At 64.2% G+C, this 23,150-nt stretch carries 17 protein-coding genes; 3 read left to right on the plus strand and 14 right to left on the minus strand.

The window, feature by feature from the left end:
- On the plus strand, window positions 1-554 hold a 554-nt coding region (locus ACREXZ_RS28855), incomplete at its 5' end, for a hypothetical protein (protein WP_431767547.1).
- 209 nt (window positions 555-763) lie between these two features.
- Here ACREXZ_RS28855 and ACREXZ_RS28860 read toward each other — a convergent pair.
- The 7 genes from ACREXZ_RS28860 to ACREXZ_RS28890 all read right to left on the minus strand — a co-directional run bounded on the left by ACREXZ_RS28860 (window position 764) and on the right by ACREXZ_RS28890 (window position 11,061).
- A complete protein-coding gene (locus ACREXZ_RS28860; protein ID WP_431767548.1) occupies window positions 764-1,612 on the minus strand; it encodes an OmpA family protein in 849 nt (282 codons plus the stop codon).
- A gap of 723 nt (window positions 1,613-2,335) precedes the next feature.
- Window positions 2,336-3,091 (minus strand): ROK family protein, encoded by a 756-nt coding sequence (locus ACREXZ_RS28865; RefSeq protein ID WP_431767577.1) that lies wholly within the window; start codon window positions 3,089-3,091, stop codon window positions 2,336-2,338.
- A gap of 211 nt (window positions 3,092-3,302) precedes the next feature.
- A complete protein-coding gene (gene zwf, locus ACREXZ_RS28870) occupies window positions 3,303-4,871 on the minus strand; it encodes a glucose-6-phosphate dehydrogenase (protein WP_431767549.1) in 1,569 nt (522 codons plus the stop codon).
- A 126-nt stretch (window positions 4,872-4,997) separates the two neighbouring features.
- A complete protein-coding gene (locus ACREXZ_RS28875; protein ID WP_431767550.1) occupies window positions 4,998-7,727 on the minus strand; it encodes an MGH1-like glycoside hydrolase domain-containing protein in 2,730 nt (909 codons plus the stop codon).
- A gap of 110 nt (window positions 7,728-7,837) precedes the next feature.
- Window positions 7,838-9,775 carry an amylo-alpha-1,6-glucosidase gene (locus tag ACREXZ_RS28880; protein WP_431767551.1) on the minus strand — a complete coding sequence of 646 codons (1,938 nt, stop codon included), beginning with the start codon at window positions 9,773-9,775 and terminating at the stop codon, window positions 7,838-7,840.
- Complete coding sequence (locus ACREXZ_RS28885; RefSeq protein WP_431767552.1) at window positions 9,772-10,470, minus strand: nitroreductase; 699 nt, start codon at window positions 10,468-10,470, stop codon at window positions 9,772-9,774. Before ACREXZ_RS28885 ends, ACREXZ_RS28880 begins: the two co-directional genes overlap by 4 nt.
- A 45-nt stretch (window positions 10,471-10,515) precedes the next feature.
- Entirely contained in the window at window positions 10,516-11,061 is a 546-nt protein-coding gene (locus ACREXZ_RS28890; RefSeq protein ID WP_431767553.1) for a glutathione peroxidase, read from the minus strand.
- Window positions 11,062-11,502: 441 nt separating this feature from the next.
- On the opposite strand from ACREXZ_RS28890, the gene ACREXZ_RS28895 reads away from it, so the two are divergent.
- Together ACREXZ_RS28895 and ACREXZ_RS28900 are read left to right on the plus strand one after the other, a co-directional pair.
- Window positions 11,503-11,904: a hypothetical protein gene (locus tag ACREXZ_RS28895; RefSeq protein WP_431767554.1), complete on the plus strand. Its 402-nt coding sequence runs from the start codon at window positions 11,503-11,505 to the stop codon at window positions 11,902-11,904.
- A 57-nt stretch (window positions 11,905-11,961) separates the two neighbouring features.
- Window positions 11,962-14,118: a phosphocholine-specific phospholipase C gene (locus ACREXZ_RS28900; protein WP_431767555.1), complete on the plus strand. Its 2,157-nt coding sequence runs from the start codon at window positions 11,962-11,964 to the stop codon at window positions 14,116-14,118.
- Window positions 14,119-14,276: 158 nt separating this feature from the next.
- On the opposite strand, the gene ACREXZ_RS28905 is transcribed toward ACREXZ_RS28900, so the two are convergent.
- From ACREXZ_RS28905 to ACREXZ_RS28935, 7 genes are all read right to left on the minus strand, one after another.
- Window positions 14,277-15,617 (minus strand): Fic family protein, encoded by a 1,341-nt coding sequence (locus ACREXZ_RS28905; RefSeq protein ID WP_431767556.1) that lies wholly within the window; start codon window positions 15,615-15,617, stop codon window positions 14,277-14,279.
- A gap of 288 nt (window positions 15,618-15,905) precedes the next feature.
- Window positions 15,906-17,303 carry an MFS transporter gene (locus ACREXZ_RS28910; protein ID WP_431767578.1) on the minus strand — a complete coding sequence of 466 codons (1,398 nt, stop codon included), beginning with the start codon at window positions 17,301-17,303 and terminating at the stop codon, window positions 15,906-15,908.
- Window positions 17,304-17,511: 208 nt separating this feature from the next.
- Window positions 17,512-18,402: a LysR family transcriptional regulator gene (locus tag ACREXZ_RS28915; protein WP_431767557.1), complete on the minus strand. Its 891-nt coding sequence runs from the start codon at window positions 18,400-18,402 to the stop codon at window positions 17,512-17,514.
- A 146-nt stretch (window positions 18,403-18,548) separates the two neighbouring features.
- Entirely contained in the window at window positions 18,549-19,343 is a 795-nt protein-coding gene (locus ACREXZ_RS28920) for an HpcH/HpaI aldolase/citrate lyase family protein (protein ID WP_431767558.1), read from the minus strand.
- Window positions 19,340-20,761 (minus strand): MmgE/PrpD family protein, encoded by a 1,422-nt coding sequence (locus ACREXZ_RS28925; protein WP_431767559.1) that lies wholly within the window; start codon window positions 20,759-20,761, stop codon window positions 19,340-19,342. Before ACREXZ_RS28925 ends, ACREXZ_RS28920 begins: the two co-directional genes overlap by 4 nt.
- A 19-nt stretch (window positions 20,762-20,780) precedes the next feature.
- Window positions 20,781-21,959 (minus strand): CaiB/BaiF CoA transferase family protein, encoded by a 1,179-nt coding sequence (locus tag ACREXZ_RS28930; RefSeq protein WP_431767560.1) that lies wholly within the window; start codon window positions 21,957-21,959, stop codon window positions 20,781-20,783.
- Between the two features lie 10 nt (window positions 21,960-21,969).
- Window positions 21,970-23,133 carry an acyl-CoA dehydrogenase family protein gene (locus ACREXZ_RS28935; RefSeq protein ID WP_431767561.1) on the minus strand — a complete coding sequence of 388 codons (1,164 nt, stop codon included), beginning with the start codon at window positions 23,131-23,133 and terminating at the stop codon, window positions 21,970-21,972.
- Window positions 23,134-23,150: the final 17 nt, after the last annotated feature.

Raw genomic sequence — 23,150 nt, forward strand, 5'->3', positions numbered from 1 at the left:
TCGTGGTGTTCGCGTTGCTACCGCTCGCGGTGCCATTGACCGAGTTCGAGTTTGCGCCCGACGCCGTACCGTTCGTGGTCTTCGCGTTGTTACCGCTCGCGGTGCCACCGACCGAGTTCGAGTTTGCGCCCGACGCCGTACCGTTCGTGGTCTTCGCGTTGTTACCGCTCGCCGTACCATCGATCGAGTTCGAGTTTGCACCCGAGGCCGTACCGTTCGTGGTCTTCGCGTTCTCACCGCTCGCGGTGCCACCGATCGAGTTCGAGTTTGCACCTGACGCCGTGCCGTTCGTGGTCTTCGCGTTCTCACCGCTCGCGGTGCCACCGACCGAGTTCGAGTTCGCACCCGAGGCCGTACCGTTCGTGGTGTTCGCGTTGACGCCCGATGCGCCGCCGTTGTTCGTCGAGGCGCCATTGCCCGACGCACCGCCGCCCTGTGGAGCTGAAGCAGCGGACGGAGGAGGGAAGGCTCCACTCGCGTCCTGCTGGAGTTCCGCCCCGGTTGTGGGGTCCAGACACCTTCCATGTCCCCGTGGATCCGCTCCAGTCCCCTGAGTAAAAGGTCCAATACCGCCCGGGCCTGTCCACGTATCTCCGGCACGGTTACATGCGACATCGCTACTCCTATTTACAAACGGATGTCCGGGTCCGATAGCACCGGGGAGAGTTTGCCCATAAGCAACATTCAACGAAGAAGCCAGCAACGCCACAAGAAGCGGCGACATCTTTTTACGATTCATTTCAAAAACTCCGGCACTCAAATATCAATTGATCGATTTAATGAAAATCTCAACCCGACGATCCGATTTCAAACAATCGATCACTGCCGGACTCCGCCCACCGGGGCAATGCGAAACTGACTCGCTTGCTCCCACTCCACGCGTATGAATAATTTCTCGGTCAATGCCGTGCTTCACGAGATAATCGCGAATGGCATTGGCACGCTGTACCGATAATCGCCGGCTCGCTGCGGCTGACCCGATACGGTCGGTATGTCCGACGATATCAATCGACCCGATCTTGTTGACCTGCTTCAACTGCGCGATCGTGTCGTTCAATTCGTTTATCCCTTCGTCGGACACCGTTTTCATACTGGCTCCGCCGAAAGCAAACAACGCATCGCTACGCAGCGAAACGTGATTGACCGTCGTCGCAACAGGTTCAGCCTGAAGTTTGGGATTCGCAACCGGCGGCGCAGGCGGATTAACCAGATCCGCACATGAAGCTTCCTGCCAATAGGTCGCCTCTACCTTCATCTTCTTGTCGAACTTGACCTGGTATTGGCAGGTCACGACTTCGCCGGCGTGGCGGAAATTCAACAGGTAGTTCCATTCATGAACGCCAAAGACGCCCTCATGAAAATGGGGCACGCCGATCAGGTAATGCACCTGATCCTTCGACAGCCCGACCGCCATGTTGCGCAGATTGCCGATGTCTACAAATTGCCCCTCCGGCAGCGTCGCTGACGAGCGCTGCGGAAACACCGGTAGTTGCGGCGCCGCTTCGGTCGCTTCGGCTGCTTTCGGTTCATGCGGCTTATTCGACGCACACCCTGCAATCCCGATGGCGATCGAAATCATAAAAATCTTCAAATGCGAATTAAACTTTGTCATTAGTCATCCTTATTTTATTTAAACGAGAAAAACCCTTTGCCCCTGACTTGTATGGATCAGAGGTATCTTTTTAGCCAGCTCTTCAAGAGAAACCGCGTGCCGTGGAGATCGGGATTCGCCTTATCGACGTGACCGATCCCACCCAAAATGGCATCCGTTTAAATGAGTTTTTCAACCGGCGCTCGCGGCGACACCTGGGAATCCCAGTTTCCCGGCGAGCGAATCGAAGTGGCTGCTCTATTGAAATTCCATGCACCCGTCGACGTACTGGTAGTACGTCACACGGTAGATTTCGAATGCTGTTCGCGGCAGAGCAAAGTGGGACGCATCGATCACATAGATTTCGCCAAAGATCTCATCATCGGAAGCGTAAGGGTATCGATATTCCGATGATGCTTTGTGAATTAATATGTCTCTTCCGGCATCACCAGTTTCGCGAGATGCCGATAATCAAAGCGTGAATATTTGTGAATAATCAGACAACAAAACGCGTCTCGATAAATCGAGTCCTGCCGGCCTCGCTGACGCGCGACGAAGCAGCGGTGATATCAATGCCGGGATGAGATGAATGAAATCGCCGCACACACGGGACGTGTGCGGCGTCGTCAAAGAGAGTCGACCAGGTAACGAAGAGAAGGTGGAATCCGCACGCCGTGACGTTCGAAGTCAAATACGCGCCGCAGGGGGCGCGCCGCGTGCGTCCAGGCCGGTCTCGCTAGTTCATCAACCAAACGCCCCGGTCCGCGCATTCGCATCGGGCAACTGCCGCGTCTCGCGCAGCGAACGCGGATGCCACAGCTTCGCGCCGCCCTCGATGCCCGCATCGTTCGACACGACTGCAACGTTCGGCGGCAGCTTGAACGTGAGTCGCGCCGCGTTGCCGCCGCCGATCCACAGCTTGTCGTAATTCACGAGCGACGAGAGGATCTCGATGATCTTCCCGACGCGACGATTCCACTGCTTGCTGCCGGCTTTCTTGCGCGCGGCGTCGCCGATGTACTGATCGTATGCGCGGCCCTTGCTGACCGGATGATGCGCAAGCTCCAGGTGCGGCATCAGTTCGCCGTCGCGAAAGATCGCGGTGCCCACGCCGGTGCCGAGCGTCAGCACGAACTCGATCCCGTGACCTTCGATTGCCGCAAACCCCTGCATCTCCGCATCGTTGATCATCCGCACCGGCAGATCGCCGAGGCGCGCGGCAAACGCGGACGCGAGCGGAATGTCGTGCCAGCCTTCGACGCCGATATTCGGCGCCGTCAGCACGCGGTTGTTACGCACGAAGCCCGGAAAGCCGATCGAGATCTGCGTCGGCGGGTACGTCGCGATGATGGGCTGCACCAGCGCGACGAGCGCATCGACGAGTTGTCCCGGTGTGCATGGATGCGGCGTCGCGACGCGCACGCGTTCGGTCAGCATCTTGCCGTGCGCATCGATGATCGACGCCTTGAGCCCGGTGCCGCCGACGTCGACGGCGAGAATGTGCTCGGTCTTGCGGCCGCGTGTGCTGGCTGCGCGGGTCGCTTTCTTCGCGACAGGCTTGGCGGATTTCACGGCCTTCACCGCGCGGACCGTTTTGACGGTCCTGGCAGCCTTAGCCGTCGCGCGCCCCTTGGCGCCGGACGTGGAAGTGGTCTTGCGAGTCGTCACGCTATGCCCCCTGTCGGTTGAAATCGTTCGTACACCCGGTTCACTACTTCGAATCCTGCTTCTTTGCAGCAGCCGCAGGCTCCTGCTCGAGCGACCGCCACGCGTGGCCATTGCGCGCGAGCAGCGCATCGCTTTCCGCCGGACCTGCGCTACCCGCCGGATAGCCATGCACAGGCACCGCCCCACCCTTCGGATGCAGCACATCCTCGACCACGGCCCAGCTCGTCTCGATGCTGTCCGCGCGCTGGAACAGCGTCTCATCGCCGAGCATGCAGTCGTACAGCAGCGTTTCGTAGCCGACGTTCGCGCGTTCCGCGAAGAAGTTCGAATAGTCGAACGACGATTGCACCGCGCCGATCTGCATCACGGGTCCCGGCACCTTCACGTTGAAGTCGAAGCTCGTGCCGTGCGCGGGATCGATGCGCAGCGTCATCACGTTCGGCGTCAATGCATCGACCGGCGTGTCGCGAAAGAGCCGGAACGGCACGGGCTTCAGCTGCACCGCGATTTCCGTGCGCCGAGTGGTGAGCCGCTTGCCGGTGCGCAGATAGAACGGCACGCCGGCCCAGCGCCAGTTGTCGACGAACACGCGCGCCGCCGCATAGGTCTCCGTCGTGCTGCCTTTCTCGACATCCGGTTCCTCGCGATACCCCACGCCCGCCGGCCCTTTTTCATACTGGCCGAACACGACGTCGTCCGGATGCAGCGGCTTCATCGCATCGAAAATCTCGGCCTTCTTGTTGCGCACGTTTTCGGCGTCGAACGAATTCGGCGGCTCCATCGCGACCATGCCGAGCAGCTGGAACAGATGGTTCGGCAGCATGTCGCGGAACGCGCCGGTCTGCTCGTAGAACTTGCCGCGCCCCTCGACGCCGATCGTCTCGGCCGCGGTGATCTGCACGTGATCGATGTACTCGCGCCGCCACACCGGTTCGAGCAGCGCGTTCGCGAAACGCACCGCGAGAATGCTCTGCACGGTGTCCTTGCCGAGAAAGTGATCGATGCGGTAGATCTGCGATTCCTGCGCATACGTCAGGATGTGCGCGTTCAGTTCGCGCGCCGACGCGAGATCGGTGCCGAACGGCTTTTCGATCACGAGGCGCCGGAACGCGCCGTCGCTTTCCTTCAGCAGGCCGACCTTGCCAAGCCGCTCGACGATCGGCTCGAAGAAGCGCGAGCTCACCGCGAGATAGAAGACGACATTGCCGCCACCTGCGCTATCGAGCTGCTGCTTCAGCTTCGCGAACGTATCGTCCGTTTCGAACTCGCCGCCCATGTACTGCAGCCGCTGCGCGATGCGGTTCCACGCATCGTCGTCGAGCTTGCCCGCATGGAACGTGCTGGCTTTGTCGGCGGCGAACTGGTCGAGCGAGCGTTTCAGGTCGTCGCGCCAGGCGGCGGTTTCCTGTTCGCCGTGATTCACGCCGACGATCTTCATGCCGGGGTCGAGCAGCCCATCCACCGACAGGTTGTACAGCGCGGGCATCAGCAGACGTTTGGTGAGGTCGCCACCGGCGCCGAAGATCACGAGCGTGCACGGCGGCGCAGGATGCCGTCCGGCGGGTGCCGGAGCGGATGCGGAAGAAGCGGTTGCGTTCGGGGTAGTCGTCATGGGTTGCGCCTGAAGAAGAGTCGAACGAAGCGGTACAGGAAAGACAGCACCCGAACCCGGACAGTTCAAAACAATCCGCATCGCGGAGGCGCCGACGTTCCTTCACGCTGCGCCCAGCCCTTGCGGCTACTTCATCTCCGCCATATCCGCACCGGCCGTGGCCGGCATGCTGCCGGACACGCCTACTGCACGGGGCTGCAACAGCAGCGCGACGAGCCCGCTCCAGCCGGTCTGATGCGATGCACCGACGCCGCGGCCGTTATCGCCGTGAAAGTATTCGTGGAACAGCACGAGATCCTGCGAACGCGGGTCCGCTTCGAGCAGCGGGTACGCGGCCATCACCGGCCGCATCCCATCCTTGTTGCGCAGGAACAGCGTCGTGACGCGGCGCGCGAGTTCGTCGGCGATTTCGCTCAATGAGAACTTCTGTCCCGAGCCGGTCGGGTACTCGATGCGGAAATCGTCACCGTAATAGCGGTGGAATTCGTACAGCGATTCGATCAGCAGGTAGTTGACCGGCATCCACACCGGTCCGCGCCAGTTCGAATTGCCGCCGAACACACGCGAATCCGATTCGGCCGGCAGGTATTTCACGCTGAAGCTCTGGCCGTTGTGGTGGAACTCGAACGGCGCGTCGCGATGCACGCGCGACAGCGCGCGCACGCCGTGATCGGACAGGAACTCGGTTTCATCGAGCGTGCGGCGCAGCAGCGCCTTCATCCGATGGCCGCGCAGCAGCGACAGCAGCAGGCTGTTGCCCTTCCCTGGCTCGTTCCAGCGCGACACGAGGCGCGCCAGATCCGGACGATGCTCGAGGAACCACACGAGCCGGTCGCGCAAGCCAGGCAGATCGCCGTGCAGCCGATGTTCGAGCACGTGCACCGCGAACATCGGAATCAGACCGACGATCGAGCGGATGCGCATCGGAATGCTCGTGCCGTCGGGCAGCCGCAGCTTGTCGTAGAAGAATTCGTCGGCGCTGTCCCACAGGCCGGTTTCGCAATCGTCATCGCAGCTGACCGCTTCGGCGATGTACAGGAAGTGCTCGAAGAACTTCACGCCGATGTCGACGAACACGTGATTCGCCACCGCAAGTTCGAGTGCGATCCGCATCAGGTCGAGCGCATACGCCGCCATCCACGCGGTGCCGTCGGACTGGTCGATGTGGCCGCCGGTCGGCAGCGGCGACGAACGGTCGAAGATACCGATGTTGTCGAGCCCGAGAAAACCGCCCTGGAAAATATTGTGGCCGTCGGCATCCTTGCGGTTCACCCACCACGAGAAATTCAGCAGCAGCTTGTGGAACACGAGTTCGAGGAAATCGCGATCGGCCTTGCCGGTCAGCGCGCGGTCGATCTCGTACACGCGCCATGCGGCCCACGCGTGCACCGGCGGATTCGCGTCGCCGAGCGCCCATTCGTACGCCGGCAGCTGTCCGTTCGGATGCTGGTAGCGGTCCTTTACGAGCAGCAGCAACTGGCGCTTCGCAAACGCGGGATCGATCAGCGCGAACGCGGCCGCATGAAACGCGAGGTCCCATGACGCGTACCACGGGTACTCCCACTTGTCCGGCATCGACACGATGTCCGCGTTGCACAGATGCCGCCAGTCCGCGTTGCGACCGCGCTTGCGGCCGGCCGGCGGCGCCGGTTGCGCCTGGTCGCCGTCGAGCCAGCGCTGCACGTCGAACTGGTAGTACTGCTTCGACCACAGCATGCCCGCGAGCGCCTGGCGCTGCACGAGCCGCGCGTCGGGATTCGGAATCTCGTGCTGCAACGCCGCGTAGAACGCATCGGCCTCGGCGATACGTTGCGCGAACAGTGCATCGACGTCGAGCGGATCGCCGTCCTGTGTCGAGTCCGGCCGCCAGCGCAGATAGACGACCGCACGACCATGCGGACCGAGTTCGAGTGGCACGTGCGCGGCGGCCCGCGTGCCGGTGTCGCTACGCACCGCGTTCGCGTCGCCGTCGACGAGCCAGTCGTTGAAACCGTCCTTGAACGGCCCTTCGCCTTGCATGCCGAAGTGGCGCCGTACGTTGGTCTCGTTCTCGCAGAAGCGCCAGTCGGGTGCGGGCATGCCGGGGGTACCGGTCCACGCGGTCACGACGATGGTCTCGTGTCCCGCCTGACGTCCGGTCAGCTCGATGTCGCCGCGCTTCGAACGGTTTATCGTCAGCGACGGCTTCTCCTGACCGCCCTTCCACGACCACTTGTTGCGCGCCCAGATCTGCGGCAGCACGTCGATCGATGCGGCCGCGTCGGCGCGGTTTTCCACCGTCACGCGCATCACGATGTCTTCGGGCGTGTGCTTCGCGTATTCGACCTGCACGTCGAAATAGCGGTCGTCGTCGAACACGCCGGTGTCGAGAATCTCGTACTCGGGCATGTCGGCGCCGCGGCGCGCGTTCTCCCGGATCAGGTCGTCGTAGGGGAACGCCGCGTGCGGGTACTTGTAGAGCATCCGCATGTACGAATGAGTCGGCGTGCCGTCGACGTAGAAGTACAGCTCCTTCACGTCTTCGCCGTGATTGCCCTGTGCGTTCGTCAGGCCGAACAGGCGTTCCTTCAGGATCGGATCGTGCCGGTTCCACAGCGCGAGCGACACGCACCAACTGAGCGTGTCGTCGCCGAAGCCGGCGATGCCGTCCTCTCCCCAACGATACGCGCGGCTGCGCGCGTGATCGTGCGGGAAGTAGTCCCACGCGGTGCCGTTCTCGCTGTAGTCCTCGCGCACGGTACCCCACTGCCGCTCGCTGAGGTACGGTCCCCAGCGCTGCCAGCGCGCGCATTCGTGCGAATGCAGGCGGGAGCCTTCGATGGTGTCGAGCAGATTGGCGGCGCGCAGCGGTGGCATGAAGATCCTTTTACCTGGCTTGCCCCTGGGCATCGGGACCCACATCGTAGCGCGGTTTGCACGTGCCTGCGCCTTTGTGCAGTGCGCTATAAACGCGCCGCGAGTGCGTGCTACCCCCCGGCAAGCAGCCGCTCGATCCGCAGCAGTTCGCCAAGCGACCACGCCTGGAACGGCGTGCCGCCCGGTGTGTGCGGCGCGTCGCCGTCCGCGACTTCGGACACGTGATCGAGCCCGGCCTCGTCGAGATGCGCGTACAGCGGCGCGAGAAAACCCTCGCGCACTTCGGCGCGACTCACGTCGCTCATGCCGTGCACACGCAGCCATGCCTCGACGAACGGCCCGAGCAGCCACGGCCATACGGTGCCCTGGTGATACGCGCCATCGCGCGCGCGGGGGTCGCCCGTATAGCGACCGCGATACGCGGGATCGGACGGCGCGAGCGTGCGCAGCCCGAGCGGCGTCAGCAGATGCGCGTGGACCTGGTCGACGACCGCGCGTGCCACCGCGCCTTCGAGTAACGCAAACGGCAGGCCGCCCACGGCAAAAATCTGGTTCGGGCGCAGCGCACGATCCACGGTGCCCGCCACGTGATCGACATCGACGACGTCGAACAGACCGCCGCCCGCCGGATCGACGAAGCGCTGGATGAATGCATCCGTCGCGCGCGCGGCAGGTGTCTGCCACGCGGGATTCCACGCGGACGCGATACGCAGCGCGTTGACCCACAGCGCCTGCACTTCGACCGGCTTGCCGATGCGCGGCGTGACGACCCAGTCGCCGACCTTCGCGTCCATCCACGTCAGCTGCACACCTGGCACGCCGGCGCGCAGCAGGCCGTCGTCCGCGACGGCGATGCCGAAGCGCGTGCCTCTTGTATAGCCCGTGAGGATTGCGTCGACGGTGTCCTGCAGGCGACGGCGCGTCGCATCGGATGCCGCGCCTGTCGCCAGATAGTCGTGTACCGCGACCACGAACCACAGCGACGCATCGACCGAGTTGTATTCCAGTGCGCTGTTGCCGTCCGGAAAACGGTTCGGCAGCATACCCTCCGACAGCGTGCCGACCCATTCGAGCAGGATCGATTCCGCTTCGTTGTAGCGACCCGTCGCGAGCAGCAGCCCGCGCATCGCGATGAACGTGTCGCGGCCCCAGTCAGTGAACCATGGGTAACCCGCGACGATCGTGCGGCCGTCGCCGCGTGCGATCACGTACGCGGCGGCGGAACGCTGCAGACGCGAGCCTGCGGCTGCGCGCCGTGCGCGTTCGGCGGCGGCGAGTGTGTCGGCACGTTGGGCTGCGGAGTACGTTTGCGTCTGCGTGCCTGTCGACTCCGCCCGCAGGATCATCGTCGCAGGTCCGGCAGCGAGGTCGAACGAGAATACGCCGGGCGTCGCGAGGTCTTCGGTGAAATCGAGGCCGCGTTCGCGTTCGCGCGGATAGCAGAAGTTGCGATACCAGTCCGGCGCATGCGCATACGTGCCGTTGGTCGACGCGACGATCGCGGGCAGGCCGCCGTACGGTTTCCAAGCGACCTGTTCGCCGTCGGTGTGCGCGGTGAAATCGAATGCGGGATTCTCGTGATGCAGCGCGTGATAGTCGCGACCCGACAGCAGCACGCGTAGTTCGAGCCGCAGCGTTCGAACAGCGGCGCTCGCTGTATCGACCCGCCAGCGCAGCACGGTCTCGCCGCTCTCCTTCGCGACGAAAACCTCGGCGACGACCGTCGTGTCCGCATCGACACGGATGCGCCACGTCGGCCACGGTTCGGTATCGAAGCCGAGCAGGTTCGCGGCAAGATCTGGATAGACGACGTCGGGTGCATAGCGTTGCATCGTGAGTGGGACGCGCTGGCCGTCCACGTCGAGCCACGCTTCGACGCCGTTCGCGAGCACGACGCGGCCCGCGGGCGTCTGCACACAAAGCAACGCGTGATAACGGCGGGTGCGCGCGATGCCGACGGTGCCCGACGCGAAACCGCCGCGGCCATCGGCTTCGAGCCATTCGTCCTGAAGGCGCGCAGCACCGATAGGCGTTTCAAGGCGCGTCATCGATCGACCGCTCCGACGAAGCGGACGAAGTCATCGACGCTCTCGCGCTCGCTGATCAGTCCGTTTTCCGGTTGCGACGGATCGGCATAGCCGAGACTCATCCCGCAGACGAGCATCTCGTCGGCCGGCCACTGCAGATGCTCGGCGACGATCCGGTGATAGCGGTTGAATGCGGCCTGCGGGCACGTATCGAGCCCGAACGCACGGGCCATCAGCATCACGTTCTGCAGGAACATTCCGTAGTCGAGCCACGAGCCCTGTTCCATCTGCCGTCCGATCGTGAACATGATGCCGACCGGCGCGCCGAAGAAACTGAAGTTGCGCTCGTGCTGCACCTTCATGCGCGTCTTGTTGCCGCGCTCGATGCCGAGCAGCGAATACAGCGCCCAGCCGAGCGAGCGGCGCCGCTCGAGATACGGTGAATGCCACGTACGCGGGTAGTACGCGTATTCCTCTTCGTGCTCGCCGTCGACGTCGGGATCGTCGATCGCGGCGAGAATCTTGCGCGACAGCGCGTCGCGGCTCTCGCCGGTCAGCACGTACGCTTTCCATGGCTGGATGTTGCTGCCGGACGGCGCACGCCGCGCGCATTCGAAGATGCGCCGCAGCGTCGCCTCGTCCACCGGGTCGGGCAGAAATGCGCGCACCGAACGGCGCGACATCAGCGCTTCCACCACCGATACGTCATCGCTCATCGAAGAATCCGTGGTTGGACATACAGGTGGCAAACACGCGTTCGCTCAGCTTGCCAGTTGCGCGTCGATCGCTTCGAGCAGACGCGGATCGTCGGCGGTGACGTCCGGTGCGAAGCGCCCGACCACGCGGCCGTCGCGGCTCACGAGGAATTTCTCGAAGTTCCACAGCACGTCCGGCACCGGGTTCGGCGCAATGCCATAGCCCTTCAGCCGTTCGCGGAACGGACCGTCGCCGGACGCGGCCGGCTGCGCGGCGGTCAGCGCGCGATACAGCGGATGCTGCTGTTCGCCGACCACCGTGATCTTCGAGAACAGCGGGAACGTCACGTCGTATTTCGTGCTGCAGAAATCCTTGATCTCTTCATCGCTGCCGGGCTCCTGGCCTTTGAAGTCGTTCGCCGGAAACGCGAGCACTTCGAGACCCGCCGCGCGCTTCTGTTCGTACAGCGCCTCGAGCCCTTCGTATTGCGGTGTGAGCCCGCACTTCGACGCGACGTTCACGACCAGCAGCGCCTTGCCCTTGAACTGGCCGAGCGTCAGGTCGGCGCCGTCGATCGAGCGCACCGGGATGTCATAGATTGCATCAGTCATGTTCCGTCCTCTCTTGTGTCGACCCGAGTTAGCGCTTTAGCGCTTACTCGGGTCCCATGCAACATCGTTGCACTGAAAGACCGCCGCGCCAAAGGAGTCCGGCGTGCGCATCGGGGACCGCAGCTGCACACACACGCCGTGCGACCCGGCCAGGAACATCGATGATGCCACGCGACGCGCAATCGTTCAGGCGAGGTGGTTTCGCGTGCGCTTTTACGTCGTGTTTCCGGAGGCGTTCTGCGCGTGTTTCGCAACGTGCGAGACCCCATGTAGCCATACCTTTTCTCTCATTACCTTTCCATTTCCTTTCGAATTTAAAAAGAAATATCGCGATCTCCAGGCACGCGCAAACGTTTCACAATTTCTTCTTCAACAGAGTGGAGACTGCATCCGCACACAGCCGACCGCCTCGGTAACACTCGATATCAACCGGATGCCCCGATGAACGGAGACGCCCTTTCGCGCGCGGCTGCCGCCGCGCTCGCGACGCTTACCGCTTTTGCCTTGACCGCCTGCGGCCCTGACGAAGCCGCATCCGGCGATGCGCGCAGCAACGCATCAACCGCCCCCGCACACGACGTCGCGAACAGCTTCGCCGCAAATGCCGCAGTCATCCAGCCAGGCCCGGGTGCGACGCCTACGCCTCAACCGTCCGCGGGTGCCGCCGCGACCGTTGCAGACGCCGCACCATCACCCGGCCAGGCCGCCAGCTCGTCAGCACTTCCTGCATGGCCCGACTACGTCGCGGACAACCCCGTCGCGAGCGTAGAAGCGAGCCTCGCCGCCGACAGCCGGCAGATCGCGCCGGTCATGCACGTCGCACCAGGAGACGAGAGCCACTGACATCAACCGTGCGCGTCCGCCGCGCGCCCTTTCCCCCCGAGAAGAAGGTGATTAGCAATGACCTCGAATAGCCGTCGCCGTTTCCTTCAAACCGTAGCATCGTCGGCGGGTGCCGCTGCCGCGATGACCGCGTTGCCGGAGTCGATCCGCAACGCGCTTGCCATACCCGCCAACTCCCGCACAGGCACGATCCACGATATCGAGCACATCGTGGTGTTCATGCAGGAGAACCGGTCGTTCGACCACTACCTCGGCCACATGCGCGGAGTCCGTGGTTACAACGACCGCTTCCCGATTCCGCTGCCGGGCGGCAAGCCCGTGTGGTACCAGCCGTCGAAGGAAGATCCGACGAAGCCCGTGCTGCCGTTCCATCTGAACACGCAGACCACGAGCGCACAGTGCATCGGCGATCTCGACCACAACTGGTACCCGACGCATTACGCGATCAACAACGGTGCGCACAACCAGTGGCCGCAGTACAAGACCGACATGACGATGGGCTACCACCTGCGTAGCGACATCCCGTTCCACTACGCGCTCGCCGATGCGTTCACCGTGTGCGACAACTACTTCTGTTCGCTGCCCGGCCCGACGCACCCGAACCGTTCGTACCTGATGACCGGCATGGTCGATCCGACCGGCACGATGGGCGGTCCGCTGCTCGACAACAACGACTACGTCGACAACGACGGCCCGCCGAAGTATCAGTTGCTGTCGTGGACGACGTATCCGGAACGCTTGCAGGCCGCGGGCGTCTCGTGGCAGGTCTATCAGCAGGGCCTGACGGGTGCCGATCCGCTGAACGGCAACTACGGCACGAACGTCCTGCAGAATTTCGCTAACTTCATCAACGCGCAGCCGGGCTCCGCGTTGTATGAGCGTGCGCAGACGGTTCGCACGATCGCCGATCTTAAGAACGACGTGCTCGCGAACAATCTGCCGCAGGTGTCGTGGCTGTGCCCGCCGGCCGCGTACTCGGAGCACCCGAAGTACACGCCGGCCTACGGCGCCGAATACACGTCGCAGATTCTCGACGCGCTGACGTCGAACCCCGAGGTGTGGAGCAAGACCGTACTGCTCATCATGTACGACGAGAACGACGGCTTCTTCGATCACCTCGTGCCGCCGCAACCGCCGGCAAATAGCACGCAGGGCAAGTCGACGGTAAGCGTCGACGGCGAGATCCACAACGTGATCAACCCGGCGGGACGCGGGGGTACCTATACGGTCGACAACCTGCCGTATGGCCTCGGACCGCGCGTGCCGATGACGATCGTGTCGCCGTGGAGCAAGGGCGGCTTCGTATGCTCGCAGTTGTTCGACCATACGTCCGTGATCCGCTTCATCGAGGCGCGTTTCGGCGTGCAGGAACTGAACATCACGCCGTGGCGCCGTGCGGTGTGCGGCGATCTGACGACCGCGTTCGACTTCCGTACGCCGGATGCGAAGTTGCCGCCGCTGCCCGACACGAGCAACTACATGAGCATGGCCGACAACCAGTGCTCGACGCTGCCGCCGCCGACCGTGCCGGCCACGCCGACGCCTGGGCAGATCGATGCGCAGGAGCCGGGCATCCGCTTCGCGCGCGCATTGCCGTACGAGCTGCACGTGAACGGCCACGCGGATCTGAAGGAGAACACGTTCACGATCGACTTCGGCAACACCGGCAATCAGGGTGCGCACTTCTACGTGTACGGGACGAACCGCACCGACGGTCCGTGGCGCTATACGGTCGAAGCGGGCAAGTCGCTCAGCGACATGTACGACCTGACGACGACCAACGGCGTGTACGCGTTCGAAGTGTTCGGTCCGAACGGTTTCGTGCGCAAGTTCGCGGGCAATGCGACGCCGTCGACGGCATCGCAAGGCAACGGCCTGTTCGGCCACCACGGCGCGCCGGTACCGGAAATCAAGGTGCAATACGACGTCGCGAACGGCAACGTGTTCCTGAAGTTCAGCAACAAGGGCGGCGGCATCGCGCGTCTGACGGTCACGGACAACGCATATGGCGCACGCCCGCGGCCGGTGCTGGTGCCGGCTGGCGCGCATATCGAGGAACCGTGGGTGCTGGCGTCGAGCCATCACTGGTACGACCTGACGGTGACGAGCCACGACGACGCGAGCTTCTCGCGCCGCATCGCGGGTCACGTCGAGAACGGCCGGCCGAGTATCAGCGATCCGGCGGCAGTTGCGCCGGTGACGACTGCGGTGTGATGTGATGGCGGCGTTTCGCGCCGCTGGTTTCGGTAGTGTGTTTGCCTTGCATCGCATGAACCCTGGACGCAGAGTGCGTTCAGGGTTTTTTCGTTGTAGCTCACTCGTTTGCAGAGCGCGAGGCACGCGTTCAAGCCGGTGCGCGACGAGCCTGCAGGCTATTGCGGCCGTCCTGCCTCGATCCATTGGCGAGTCTGTCCCAGTGTCAACCGGTAGCGCGCGCAATTGTGCAGGCCCAGCGTGCGTAGCTCGGCGTCAAGCAGTGGCTGGAACGCGCCGACCTGATCCTCAGGCAAGAACAAGGCCGCGACCGCTTCGTCGAGCGTCTTGCGGTCACGCACAATGCTGCCGATCGCTTCGTTCAGGGCTTCGCGAAACTGCAGTCGCACGGGATCCGGAACACCCATCGCTTCGAGCGTGACGGCGTACTTTCTGATCGAGCGTCGATACGACCACTCGAACAGGTCGACCGCCAGGGCCACATCCCGATGTTCGTAGACGCCCATCATGGCGAAGGCGTAGTCCTCGGCATTGACATCCAGAAACGACAGCGGCGCGCAGTTGTAGAGCATCAGCGGAATGTTGGCCGACAGACGGCTCGTCCGTTTGTTACCGTCCTCGAACGGCTGCAGGTACGCCAGGTTCACCCACAGGAAAAACGCTGACTCCACGGGATTCTTGATCTGCCGTGCTTTCGCGACGATGTGTTCGAACATCTGCTCGAGCAGCGAGGGCACTTGTGTCGGAATGTATGCGGTGTCGCTGATGTTGACGACCTTCTGGCGAATGCTGCCCAGCCCGCTGGCATCGGCGAGAAGGTCGCGCATCAGGACGGCATGCAGGTTACGGATGAGGGCGGTAATCAGTCCGTACTCGGGCACCGCGTCCACGAGGAATTCGATGGCCGCCTTGTGGTTAAGCAGCATGACGGCATCCATGTCACCGCCGGTGGCGCCGCTTTTGAACAGCTCTTCGGTGGCCAGCAGCGAGTAGCGATTGCCCTCGAGGCGCGAAGACGACCAGGACAGGTCGAGAAGCAACGGTTCCAGCACCTTGCGTGCGTAGGTGGCAGCCGGCTGCTGACCCTTCATGCGCCCCTCCTCGGCCAGCGTCGTCGCGAGTGTCTCCGGTAGCAGCGAACTCTGGTTCGGCACGTAGTCGTCCACGAAGCCACGCTCGTAAGTCACGATGTCGCGAGCAGCCAGTGGACGGGACAGCCCGTTCCGTAGCTTCTGACTTTCCGTCGACCAGACAGGCCCCGCGCCGGACATCGAGGAGATGGGGACTGCCGGAGCAACAGGCGTCGCCGCGGCTATGCGGTAGCGCGTCGCGCGCGCCTTCCCCTCCCGAAGGACCTCGCCGCCTTGAACCAGGGGATCGAGGTACCGCTTGACGGTAGACCAGCTGGCCGAAAGCTGGCCGGCAAGCTCCGTGGAACTGACCCAAGGGTTTCCTTGTGCGCTGTTCCGGCCTAGCACGGCAAGGATGTCATCCTTCATGGGCATCACACACGCTCTGGTCGATTCAAGATCAGCCCATATTAGCTCAAATTGGCTCAATCAGCCCAGAATCAGCTCAAATAAGCTCATCCCTTGATGAATCAGCTCATCCAGCCCGCTGGCGTGAGCTGATTCTCGGGGAACGCTCGTTTCCTCGATCTGCCGGCGTGCTTCCCCCAAGTCAGGTCAATTTCAGGGAGATCTACAAATAAAAAACCTCGACCGCGCCTGAAAACCAGGCGTGGTCGAGGTCTCCAGAAGCGATAGCTGCCCGAGTTGAGTTGCCGCTTAATGCGCCACAGTCGGCTCACCTGCCGCGAGGCGCGCACCCACACCATCCTGCTCGCCAATCCCTGGTGAGATCGCTTCAAGCGTCAGCTGGCTGGTCTCGATCCTTAACGCAAGAACCGCGACGCCGAGCAGCGCGAGCACGGCGCTCACCATCGTCACGACGCCAGTCACGCCGAAATGCGTGTACAGCACGATCGCGACATAGGGCGTCGACATCGACGCGGCGCGTCCGCAGGTGCCCGCGAGACCCGTGCCGCGCAGCCGGTGCGTGGTCGGGAAAAGCTCGGGAATGTAGATGAACAGACCGAGCGTGCAGACCGTGTAGATCGCGGTGACGAGCGTGAAGCCGACGATCGAGATCGCTGCGGGCGCGCGCATCTGCACGTACACATAACCGAGCGCAATCGTGACCGCCGAGAACAGCACGAGCCCGTTGCGCCGGCCGATGCGGTCCGCGGCGAAGTAGCCGAGCACGGCCCCGGCCGGCGCGCCGAACGACATCAACAGCACGAAACCCAACGACTGCACGATGGTGAGCCCTTCCTTCACGAAGAACGTCGGCAGCCACGCGACGAAGCCATACAGCGACATGTTGATCGCCATGCAGGTCAGCGCCGCGACGAGCGTGCGGCTCCGCATGCCGCGCGCGAACAGCGCCGAGAACGGCGCATGCGGCGCCTCGTGACTGACCACCTGAGCGACCGGCGGCAGCGTACCGACGCGCGCGGCCACCTCACGTTCGATCGCGGACACGGTCGCTTCGGCTTCTTCGAGCCGACCGACCGTTTCGAGCCAGCGAGGCGATTCGGGCATCCGGTGCCGCAGCACCCACACGATCAGCGCGCCGATGCCCGCGATCGCGAACATGTAGCGCCAGCCCAGATGCGGAATCACCCAGTAGCCGATCGCGGTCGCGCCGAGCAGCCCCGAATTGACGATCAGCGCGAGCAGCGACGTCCAGCGTCCGCGCGACGCGGGCGGCACGAATTCGCACAGCGTGCCCGCGGCGACCACCAGTTCCGCGCCGAGCCCGACGCCCATCGCGAAGCGCAGCAGGATCAGCCAGTAGATGTTCGGCGCGAAGCACGCGGCAAGCGACGCGAGACCGAAGATCGCGAGATTCGCCTGATACGAGTAGCGCCGGCCGAACCGGTCGCCGAGATAGCCGGACAGCCCGGCGCCGATCATCATCCCGAGGAACGTCGCCGCAATGAAGAACGAACCGAGCCGCAGATCGGTGAAGCCGCTTTTCACCATCGCGGCGAGCGAGCCGTTGGCGAGGTAGATGTCGAACGCGTCGAGGAACGCGCCCGCGCCGATCAGCCCGAGAATTTTCCAGTGAAAGCGGCTGACTGGCAGCCGGTCGAGGCGGGCGCCCGAGTTGACGATAGCCAGGTTAGCCAAGTGTGTCTCCGGTTGGTTCTATCGACGGGACCGTCCGAAGCGCATGCCCTCTGGTGGGGCGTTGGAAAGCGACAGAACGGTGTCGAGGAATGGTTTGTACCGGAAGCTTGCGCCCGTCGAAAGCCGAGCGGAATTTGCTTTTTTGGAACGGCTCGTTCGATCTGTGCGAACGGCCTGTCGCACTTGTGGAGAGCGCCCGTCAGCCGGCGTCGCTCACCAGCATGTCGATCAGCGTGCGGGAAAACTGTGGCAGATCGGCGAGGCTGCGCACGCAGATTTTCAGCTTGCGCTCCGACCACGCGTCGTTCAGCCGGACGATCGCGATGCGCATCGTCTGCGTGTGCCGCCGCGCGACGGATTCCGGCACGATGCCAATCCCGACGCCTGCGGCGATCATCCGGCACGCGGCTTCGAAATTGCCCACCTGGATGCGCAGCTTGATGCGGCGGCCGAGCCCGTTCGCGGCGATCGTGATGAACGAATGGATCGCGCTCGACGTCGGTAGGCCGATGAAATCGTCGTCGAGCGTTTCCGCGAAATCGACCGACGCGCGCTGCGCGAGCGGATGATCCGGCGACGCGACGAGCACCAGCCGGTCGTCGCGATACGGCAGCATTTCGAGGTGGCCCGCATCCACATTGCCGGCGACGATGCCGATATCGGTCGCGCCGTCCGCGACGCCCTTGACGATCTCGCCGCTCAGCACTTCGCGCAGCTCGACGTTCACGTCCTGATGATCGCGCAGGAACTGGCTCAGCACGGTGGGCAGAAATTCGCTGATCGCAGTCGTGTTCGCCCAGATCCGCACGTGCCCCTTGATGCCCTCGCCGAAATCCTGCATGTCGGCTGCAAGATGCTCGACGCGCTCCAGTACGAGCCGCGCGTGACGCACGAACGATTCGCCCGCCGGCGTGAGCGTCATCCCCTGGCTCGTGCGGTACAGCAGTCGAAAGCCGAGATTCTCTTCGAGGTTCTTCACGCGGGTGCTCGCGGCCGGCGGCGACAGATGGCATCGCTCGGCGGCGCGCGCGAGGTTCTTCGTGTCGGCAAGGGTGACGACGAGCGTCAGGTCGATGAAATCGACATGCATGGCGGTCCGGATTGCAGCGGAATCGATGTTGCAGGATGCCGCGGCGAAGCGGCGATCATCGATATTAACCGAGTGCGGATCGGCCAGCAGGGAAGATCGGATCGAGGGGTGGCGGATGGGTTGCGGCGCGGTTGAGACGTGAACCGTCAGCGACCTGTGATGCGCTGTGCCTTGAGAATCACCGGCATGTCGACCATTTTGCCGTCCACTGCGACAGCCGAGCCCCCGCTCGCGTGCACGGCTGCGAGCACGCGTGCGGCCCACGCCTTTTCGTCGTCGGTCCACGCGTACGCGCGATGCACCGCGTCGATCTGCTTCGGGTGGATGCACAGCTTGCCACCGAAACCGAGACGCCGCGCGCGGCGCGCTTCGAATTCGATCGCGACCGGGTCGTCGAGCGCGGTCGACACGCCGTCGACCGGCGCATCGATGCCCGCGAGACGCGACGCGAGCACGATCTGCGAACGGAAGAACAGCAGTTCGTCGCCGTCGCCTTCGAGGTTCAGATCGATCTGGAAATCGAGCGTGCCGAACAGCACGCGCGGCACTTTCGGCGCTTCGCACAGCGCCGCGATACCCGCGATGCCGACCGCGGTTTCGACGATCGGCAGCACCGCGAGTTGCGCGTGCGCATGGGCTGCAACCGCGCCTATCTGGTCGCGCGATTCCGCTTTCGGCAGCACGATGCCCGCGACGCCCGGATGACCGGCGAGCGCGGCGACGTCGTCGGCGAACCACGGCGTGTCCGCCGAGTTGATCCGCACGAACTCGGGCCGCGTGGCATCGACGTGCGCGAGCACGGCGGCGCGCGCGGCGGGCTTGGCATCGGGCGGCACCGCGTCCTCGAGATCGAGGATCACTGCGTCGGCACCGGCCGCGCGAGCTTTCTCGAAGCGTTCGGGCCGGTTGCCCGGCACGAACAGGTACGAGCGCGCGGTCATGCGGCCGCCGTCGCGGGTACGTCGGCTTCAGCCGCAGCCTGTGGGACGCCGTCGAACAGTGGTCCGAGACGCGGCGCCGACACGACGTTCCATGCGGCGTCGAGCAGCCGCGACGCTTCAGCTTCCGTCGCCGCGCCCGAGAAGGCCGCAAGCTGCCGGAATTTCGCATCGATCTCACCGCGCGACAGCGTGTTGCCCGGATCGCCCTTCGGCTCGTCGACGCGGCCATGCAGTTCGCGACCATCGCGCGTCAGCACGCTCACCTTGCCGATCCAGCGCACCGGATACGCACGATCGACTTCGTCGTCGAGCGTCATCGTCACCTTGTCGCGGAACGCGACGATGTCGGCGGCCGAGAAGTCGCGCTCGAAATCGTTCACGCCCGCGCGGCCGCGATACGCGACGAGGCCCAGCACCGTACCCATGTTGAACTTCGCCTGATGCACAGTGGATGGCGTTTGCACGGGACCCAGCACGTCGAGTGCGCCCTGATGCACGCGTGCCGTCACGCTGACGATGTCGTGCGCGTCGAGCGCATGCTCGACGAGCACGGCGAGCAATGCATCGGCGGCCGGATGCGTGTGCCGGCACGCGGCGTGATACTTGAACGAGGTTTCGACCGTCGCCCAGCGCTCGCCGAGCCGGTCGACGAGGCGCGCCGGGTCCGCATCCGTCGACATGCCCGCGGCCATCCCCTGCGCACCTTCGAGGATGTGCGTCGCGCCCTTGAAGCCGTCGGCCGCGAGCGTCGCGGCCATCAGGCCGTTCGCCGCCGCCATCGCGGTGTGCAGCTGCTTCGAGTCGGCGGCGTCGCGCAGGAACTCCCACAGGCCACTCGCCTGCGTGCCCGCGGAGCCGAACGCGTCGAGCATCCGGTCCGGCGCGAGACCGAGCAGCCGGCCCGCGGTCGCGGCGGCCGCGACCGTGCCGACGGTGCCGGTCGTATGGAAGACCTTGTAGTGCGAGCGCCCAAGAAATTCGCCGATGCGGATGCCGACTTCGTAGCCCGCCACCGCTGCCGCGATGAACTCGCGGCCAGACGCGCGGGTGGCCTGCGCGAGCGCGAGCGCGACCGGAAACACGACGGCCGCCGGATGGAACACGGAACCGTTGTGCACGTCGTCCTGCTCGACGAAATGCGATGCGGCCGCGTTGACCATCGCGGCGAAATACGGCGTGGCGCGCGTGCGGTCGATCAGCACTTCCGCAAGGCCTGTCGTAGCACCAGTACCCGCCGCGCGCGCGAACCGCGCGATGCTCTCGACCGGCCGCGCGCCCTTGCCCGCGAGCGTCGAGCCGAGCCAGTCCACGTACAGGTTCACGGTGCGCTCGACCACATGCGACGGAATCGCATCGAAGCGCAGTTCGGCCGCGAAGGTCGCGAGGGCGCGACTCGGATGATCGGTGCTGTCGGTCATCGCTGGATCTCCAGAAGGTTCAGATGGCGCCGGCCGCACGCAGCGCATCGATCTGCGCATGCGTGTAGCCGAGCTCGCCGAGAATCGCATCGGTTTGTTCGCCGAGCGCGGGCACCGCGTCCATCCGCGGCTCGACGGTATCGGGCACGCCCACCGGCAGTGGTGCGGGTACCGGGCCCGCTGGCGTGTCGACCGTGCGCCAGCGCTCGCGCGCCTGCAATTGCGGATGCGCCCACACGTCGTGCAGCGTGTTGACCTGCGCGTTCGCGACGCCCGCGCGGTCGAGACGCGCGATCACCTCCGCAGCACTCAACGTCGAGAACGCCGCGACGATGATGTCGCGCAGCGCGTCACGAGCCGCGGAGCGTTTCGGATTTGCATCGAAGCGCGGATCGACGGCGAGCGTCGGGTCTTCGAGCACCTGTTCGCAGAAGAGCTTCCATTCGCGCTCGTTCTGCAGGCCGAGCATCACGGTCTTGCCGTCACCGGCGGGAAACGGACCGTACGGGTAGATGGTGGCGTGCGCGGCACCCGACTGCGCGGGCGGACTCTGGCCGTCGATCGCGTAGTACAGCGGATAGCCCATCCACTCGACCATGCTCTCGAGCATCGACACATCGATCCGGCAACCCTCGCCGGTACGTCCGCGTAGCAGCAGCGCGTTGAGGATGCTCGAATACGCATACATCCCTGCCGCGATATCGGCGATCGAACAGCCGGCCTTCGCGGGCGCGTCCGGCGAACCGGTGATCGACAGGAAGCCAGATTCGCTCTGGATCAGCAGGTCGTAGGCTTTCTTGTCGCGGTACGGACCGTCGGCGCCGTAGCCGGAAATGTCGCAGACGATCAACCGCGGATGGCGCTCGCGCAATGCCGCGTAGCTGAGTCCGAGCCGCTCGGCCGCACCCGGCGCGAGATTCTGCACGAGCACGTCGGCATCGGCGACGAGCGCGTCGAGAATGTGTGCCGCGTCCGCGTGCTTGACGTCGAGCGTGAGGCTTTCCTTCGAGCGGTTCACCCACACGAAATGCGATGCGAGGCCGTGCACGCGCGCGTCGTAGCCGCGCGCGAAATCGCCCGTTCCCGGCCGTTCCACCTTGATGACGCGCGCCCCCATGTCGGCCAGTTGCCGCGTGCAGAAAGGCGCGGCGATCGCGTGTTCGAGCGTGATGACCTTGATGCCGTCGAGCGGTCTCATGATGTCACTCTCAGAACGAACGCGGCAGACCGAGGATATGCTCGGCCACGTACGCGAGGATCAGGTTCGTCGAGATCGGCGCGACCTGATAGAGCCGCGTTTCGCGGAACTTGCGCTCGACGTCGTATTCGCACGCGAAGCCGAAGCCGCCGTGAAACTGCAGGCACGCGTTCGCCGCCTCCCATGACGCGTCCGCCGCCAGCAGCTTCGCCATGTTCGCCTGTGCACCGCATGGCTCGTGCGCATCGAAACGTTGCGCGGCTTCGAAGCGCATCAGGCTCGCCGCTTCGACGTTGACGAACGCGCGTGCGATCGGAAACTGCACGCCCTGGTTCTGCCCGATCGGCCGGCCGAAGACGACGCGCTCTTTCGCGTACGCGCTGACCTTGTCGATGAACCAGTAGCCGTCGCCGATGCATTCGGCGGCGATCAGCGTGCGCTCGGCGTTCAGGCCGTCGAGGATATATTTGAAGCCCTGCCCTTCTTCGCCGATCAGGTTTTCAGCGGGGATTTCGAGGTTGTCGAAGAAGAGTTCGTTGGTCTCGTGATTGACCATGTTCGGGATGGGCTGCACGGTCATGCCGTGGCCGACCGCTTCGCGCAGATCGACCAGGAAAATCGACATGCCTTCGGACTTGCGCTTGACGTCGGCGAGCGGCGTGGTGCGCGCGAGCAGGATCATCAGGTCCGAATGCTGCACGCGCGAGATCCATACCTTCTGTCCGTTGATCACGTAGCGGTCGCCGCGACGCTCGGCGGTGGTCTTGATCTTCGTCGTGTCGGTGCCGGTGGTGGGCTCGGTCACGCCCATCGACTGCAGACGCAATTCTCCGCTCGCGATCTTCGGCAGATAGCGCTCTTTCTGTGCGGTAGAACCATGGCGCAGCAGCGTGCCCATGTTGTACATCTGGCCGTGGCACGCACCGGAATTGCCGCCGGCACGATTGATCTCCTCCATGATGACCGACGCTTCGGTGAGACCGAGGCCCGAGCCGCCATACTCCTGCGGGATCAGCGCGGCGAGCCAGCCGGCCTGTGTGAGCGCATCGACAAACGCTTCGGGGTAACCGCGCGACTCGTCGATCTTGCGGAAATATTCGCCGGAGAACTGCTGGCAGAGATCGCGAACCGCTTCGCGAATGTCCTGGTACTGGTCCGAATGACTGGTTTGCATGGTGGGAGAAGAGAGGA

This window comes from Paraburkholderia sp., from assembly GCF_050742655.1.
In the GTDB taxonomy this organism is placed as follows: domain Bacteria; phylum Pseudomonadota; class Gammaproteobacteria; order Burkholderiales; family Burkholderiaceae; genus Paraburkholderia.

What these genes read in the sequence shown, in the direction of transcription:
- ACREXZ_RS28860 (WP_431767548.1), bottom strand. Translation starts at nt 1,612, where the DNA reads ATGACAAAGTTTAATTCGCATTTGAAGATTTTTATGATTTCGATCGCC.
- zwf (WP_431767549.1), bottom strand. Translation starts at nt 4,871, where the DNA reads ATGACGACTACCCCGAACGCAACCGCTTCTTCCGCATCCGCTCCGGCA.
- ACREXZ_RS28875 (WP_431767550.1), bottom strand. Translation starts at nt 7,727, where the DNA reads ATGCCACCGCTGCGCGCCGCCAATCTGCTCGACACCATCGAAGGCTCC.
- ACREXZ_RS28880 (WP_431767551.1), bottom strand. Translation starts at nt 9,775, where the DNA reads ATGACGCGCCTTGAAACGCCTATCGGTGCTGCGCGCCTTCAGGACGAA.
- ACREXZ_RS28885 (WP_431767552.1), bottom strand. Translation starts at nt 10,470, where the DNA reads ATGAGCGATGACGTATCGGTGGTGGAAGCGCTGATGTCGCGCCGTTCG.
- ACREXZ_RS28890 (WP_431767553.1), bottom strand. Translation starts at nt 11,061, where the DNA reads ATGACTGATGCAATCTATGACATCCCGGTGCGCTCGATCGACGGCGCC.
- ACREXZ_RS28895 (WP_431767554.1), top strand. Translation starts at nt 11,503, where the DNA reads ATGAACGGAGACGCCCTTTCGCGCGCGGCTGCCGCCGCGCTCGCGACG.
- ACREXZ_RS28900 (WP_431767555.1), top strand. Translation starts at nt 11,962, where the DNA reads ATGACCTCGAATAGCCGTCGCCGTTTCCTTCAAACCGTAGCATCGTCG.
- ACREXZ_RS28905 (WP_431767556.1), bottom strand. Translation starts at nt 15,617, where the DNA reads ATGAAGGATGACATCCTTGCCGTGCTAGGCCGGAACAGCGCACAAGGA.
- ACREXZ_RS28915 (WP_431767557.1), bottom strand. Translation starts at nt 18,402, where the DNA reads ATGCATGTCGATTTCATCGACCTGACGCTCGTCGTCACCCTTGCCGAC.
- ACREXZ_RS28920 (WP_431767558.1), bottom strand. Translation starts at nt 19,343, where the DNA reads ATGACCGCGCGCTCGTACCTGTTCGTGCCGGGCAACCGGCCCGAACGC.
- ACREXZ_RS28925 (WP_431767559.1), bottom strand. Translation starts at nt 20,761, where the DNA reads ATGACCGACAGCACCGATCATCCGAGTCGCGCCCTCGCGACCTTCGCG.
- ACREXZ_RS28930 (WP_431767560.1), bottom strand. Translation starts at nt 21,959, where the DNA reads ATGAGACCGCTCGACGGCATCAAGGTCATCACGCTCGAACACGCGATC.
- ACREXZ_RS28935 (WP_431767561.1), bottom strand. Translation starts at nt 23,133, where the DNA reads ATGCAAACCAGTCATTCGGACCAGTACCAGGACATTCGCGAAGCGGTT.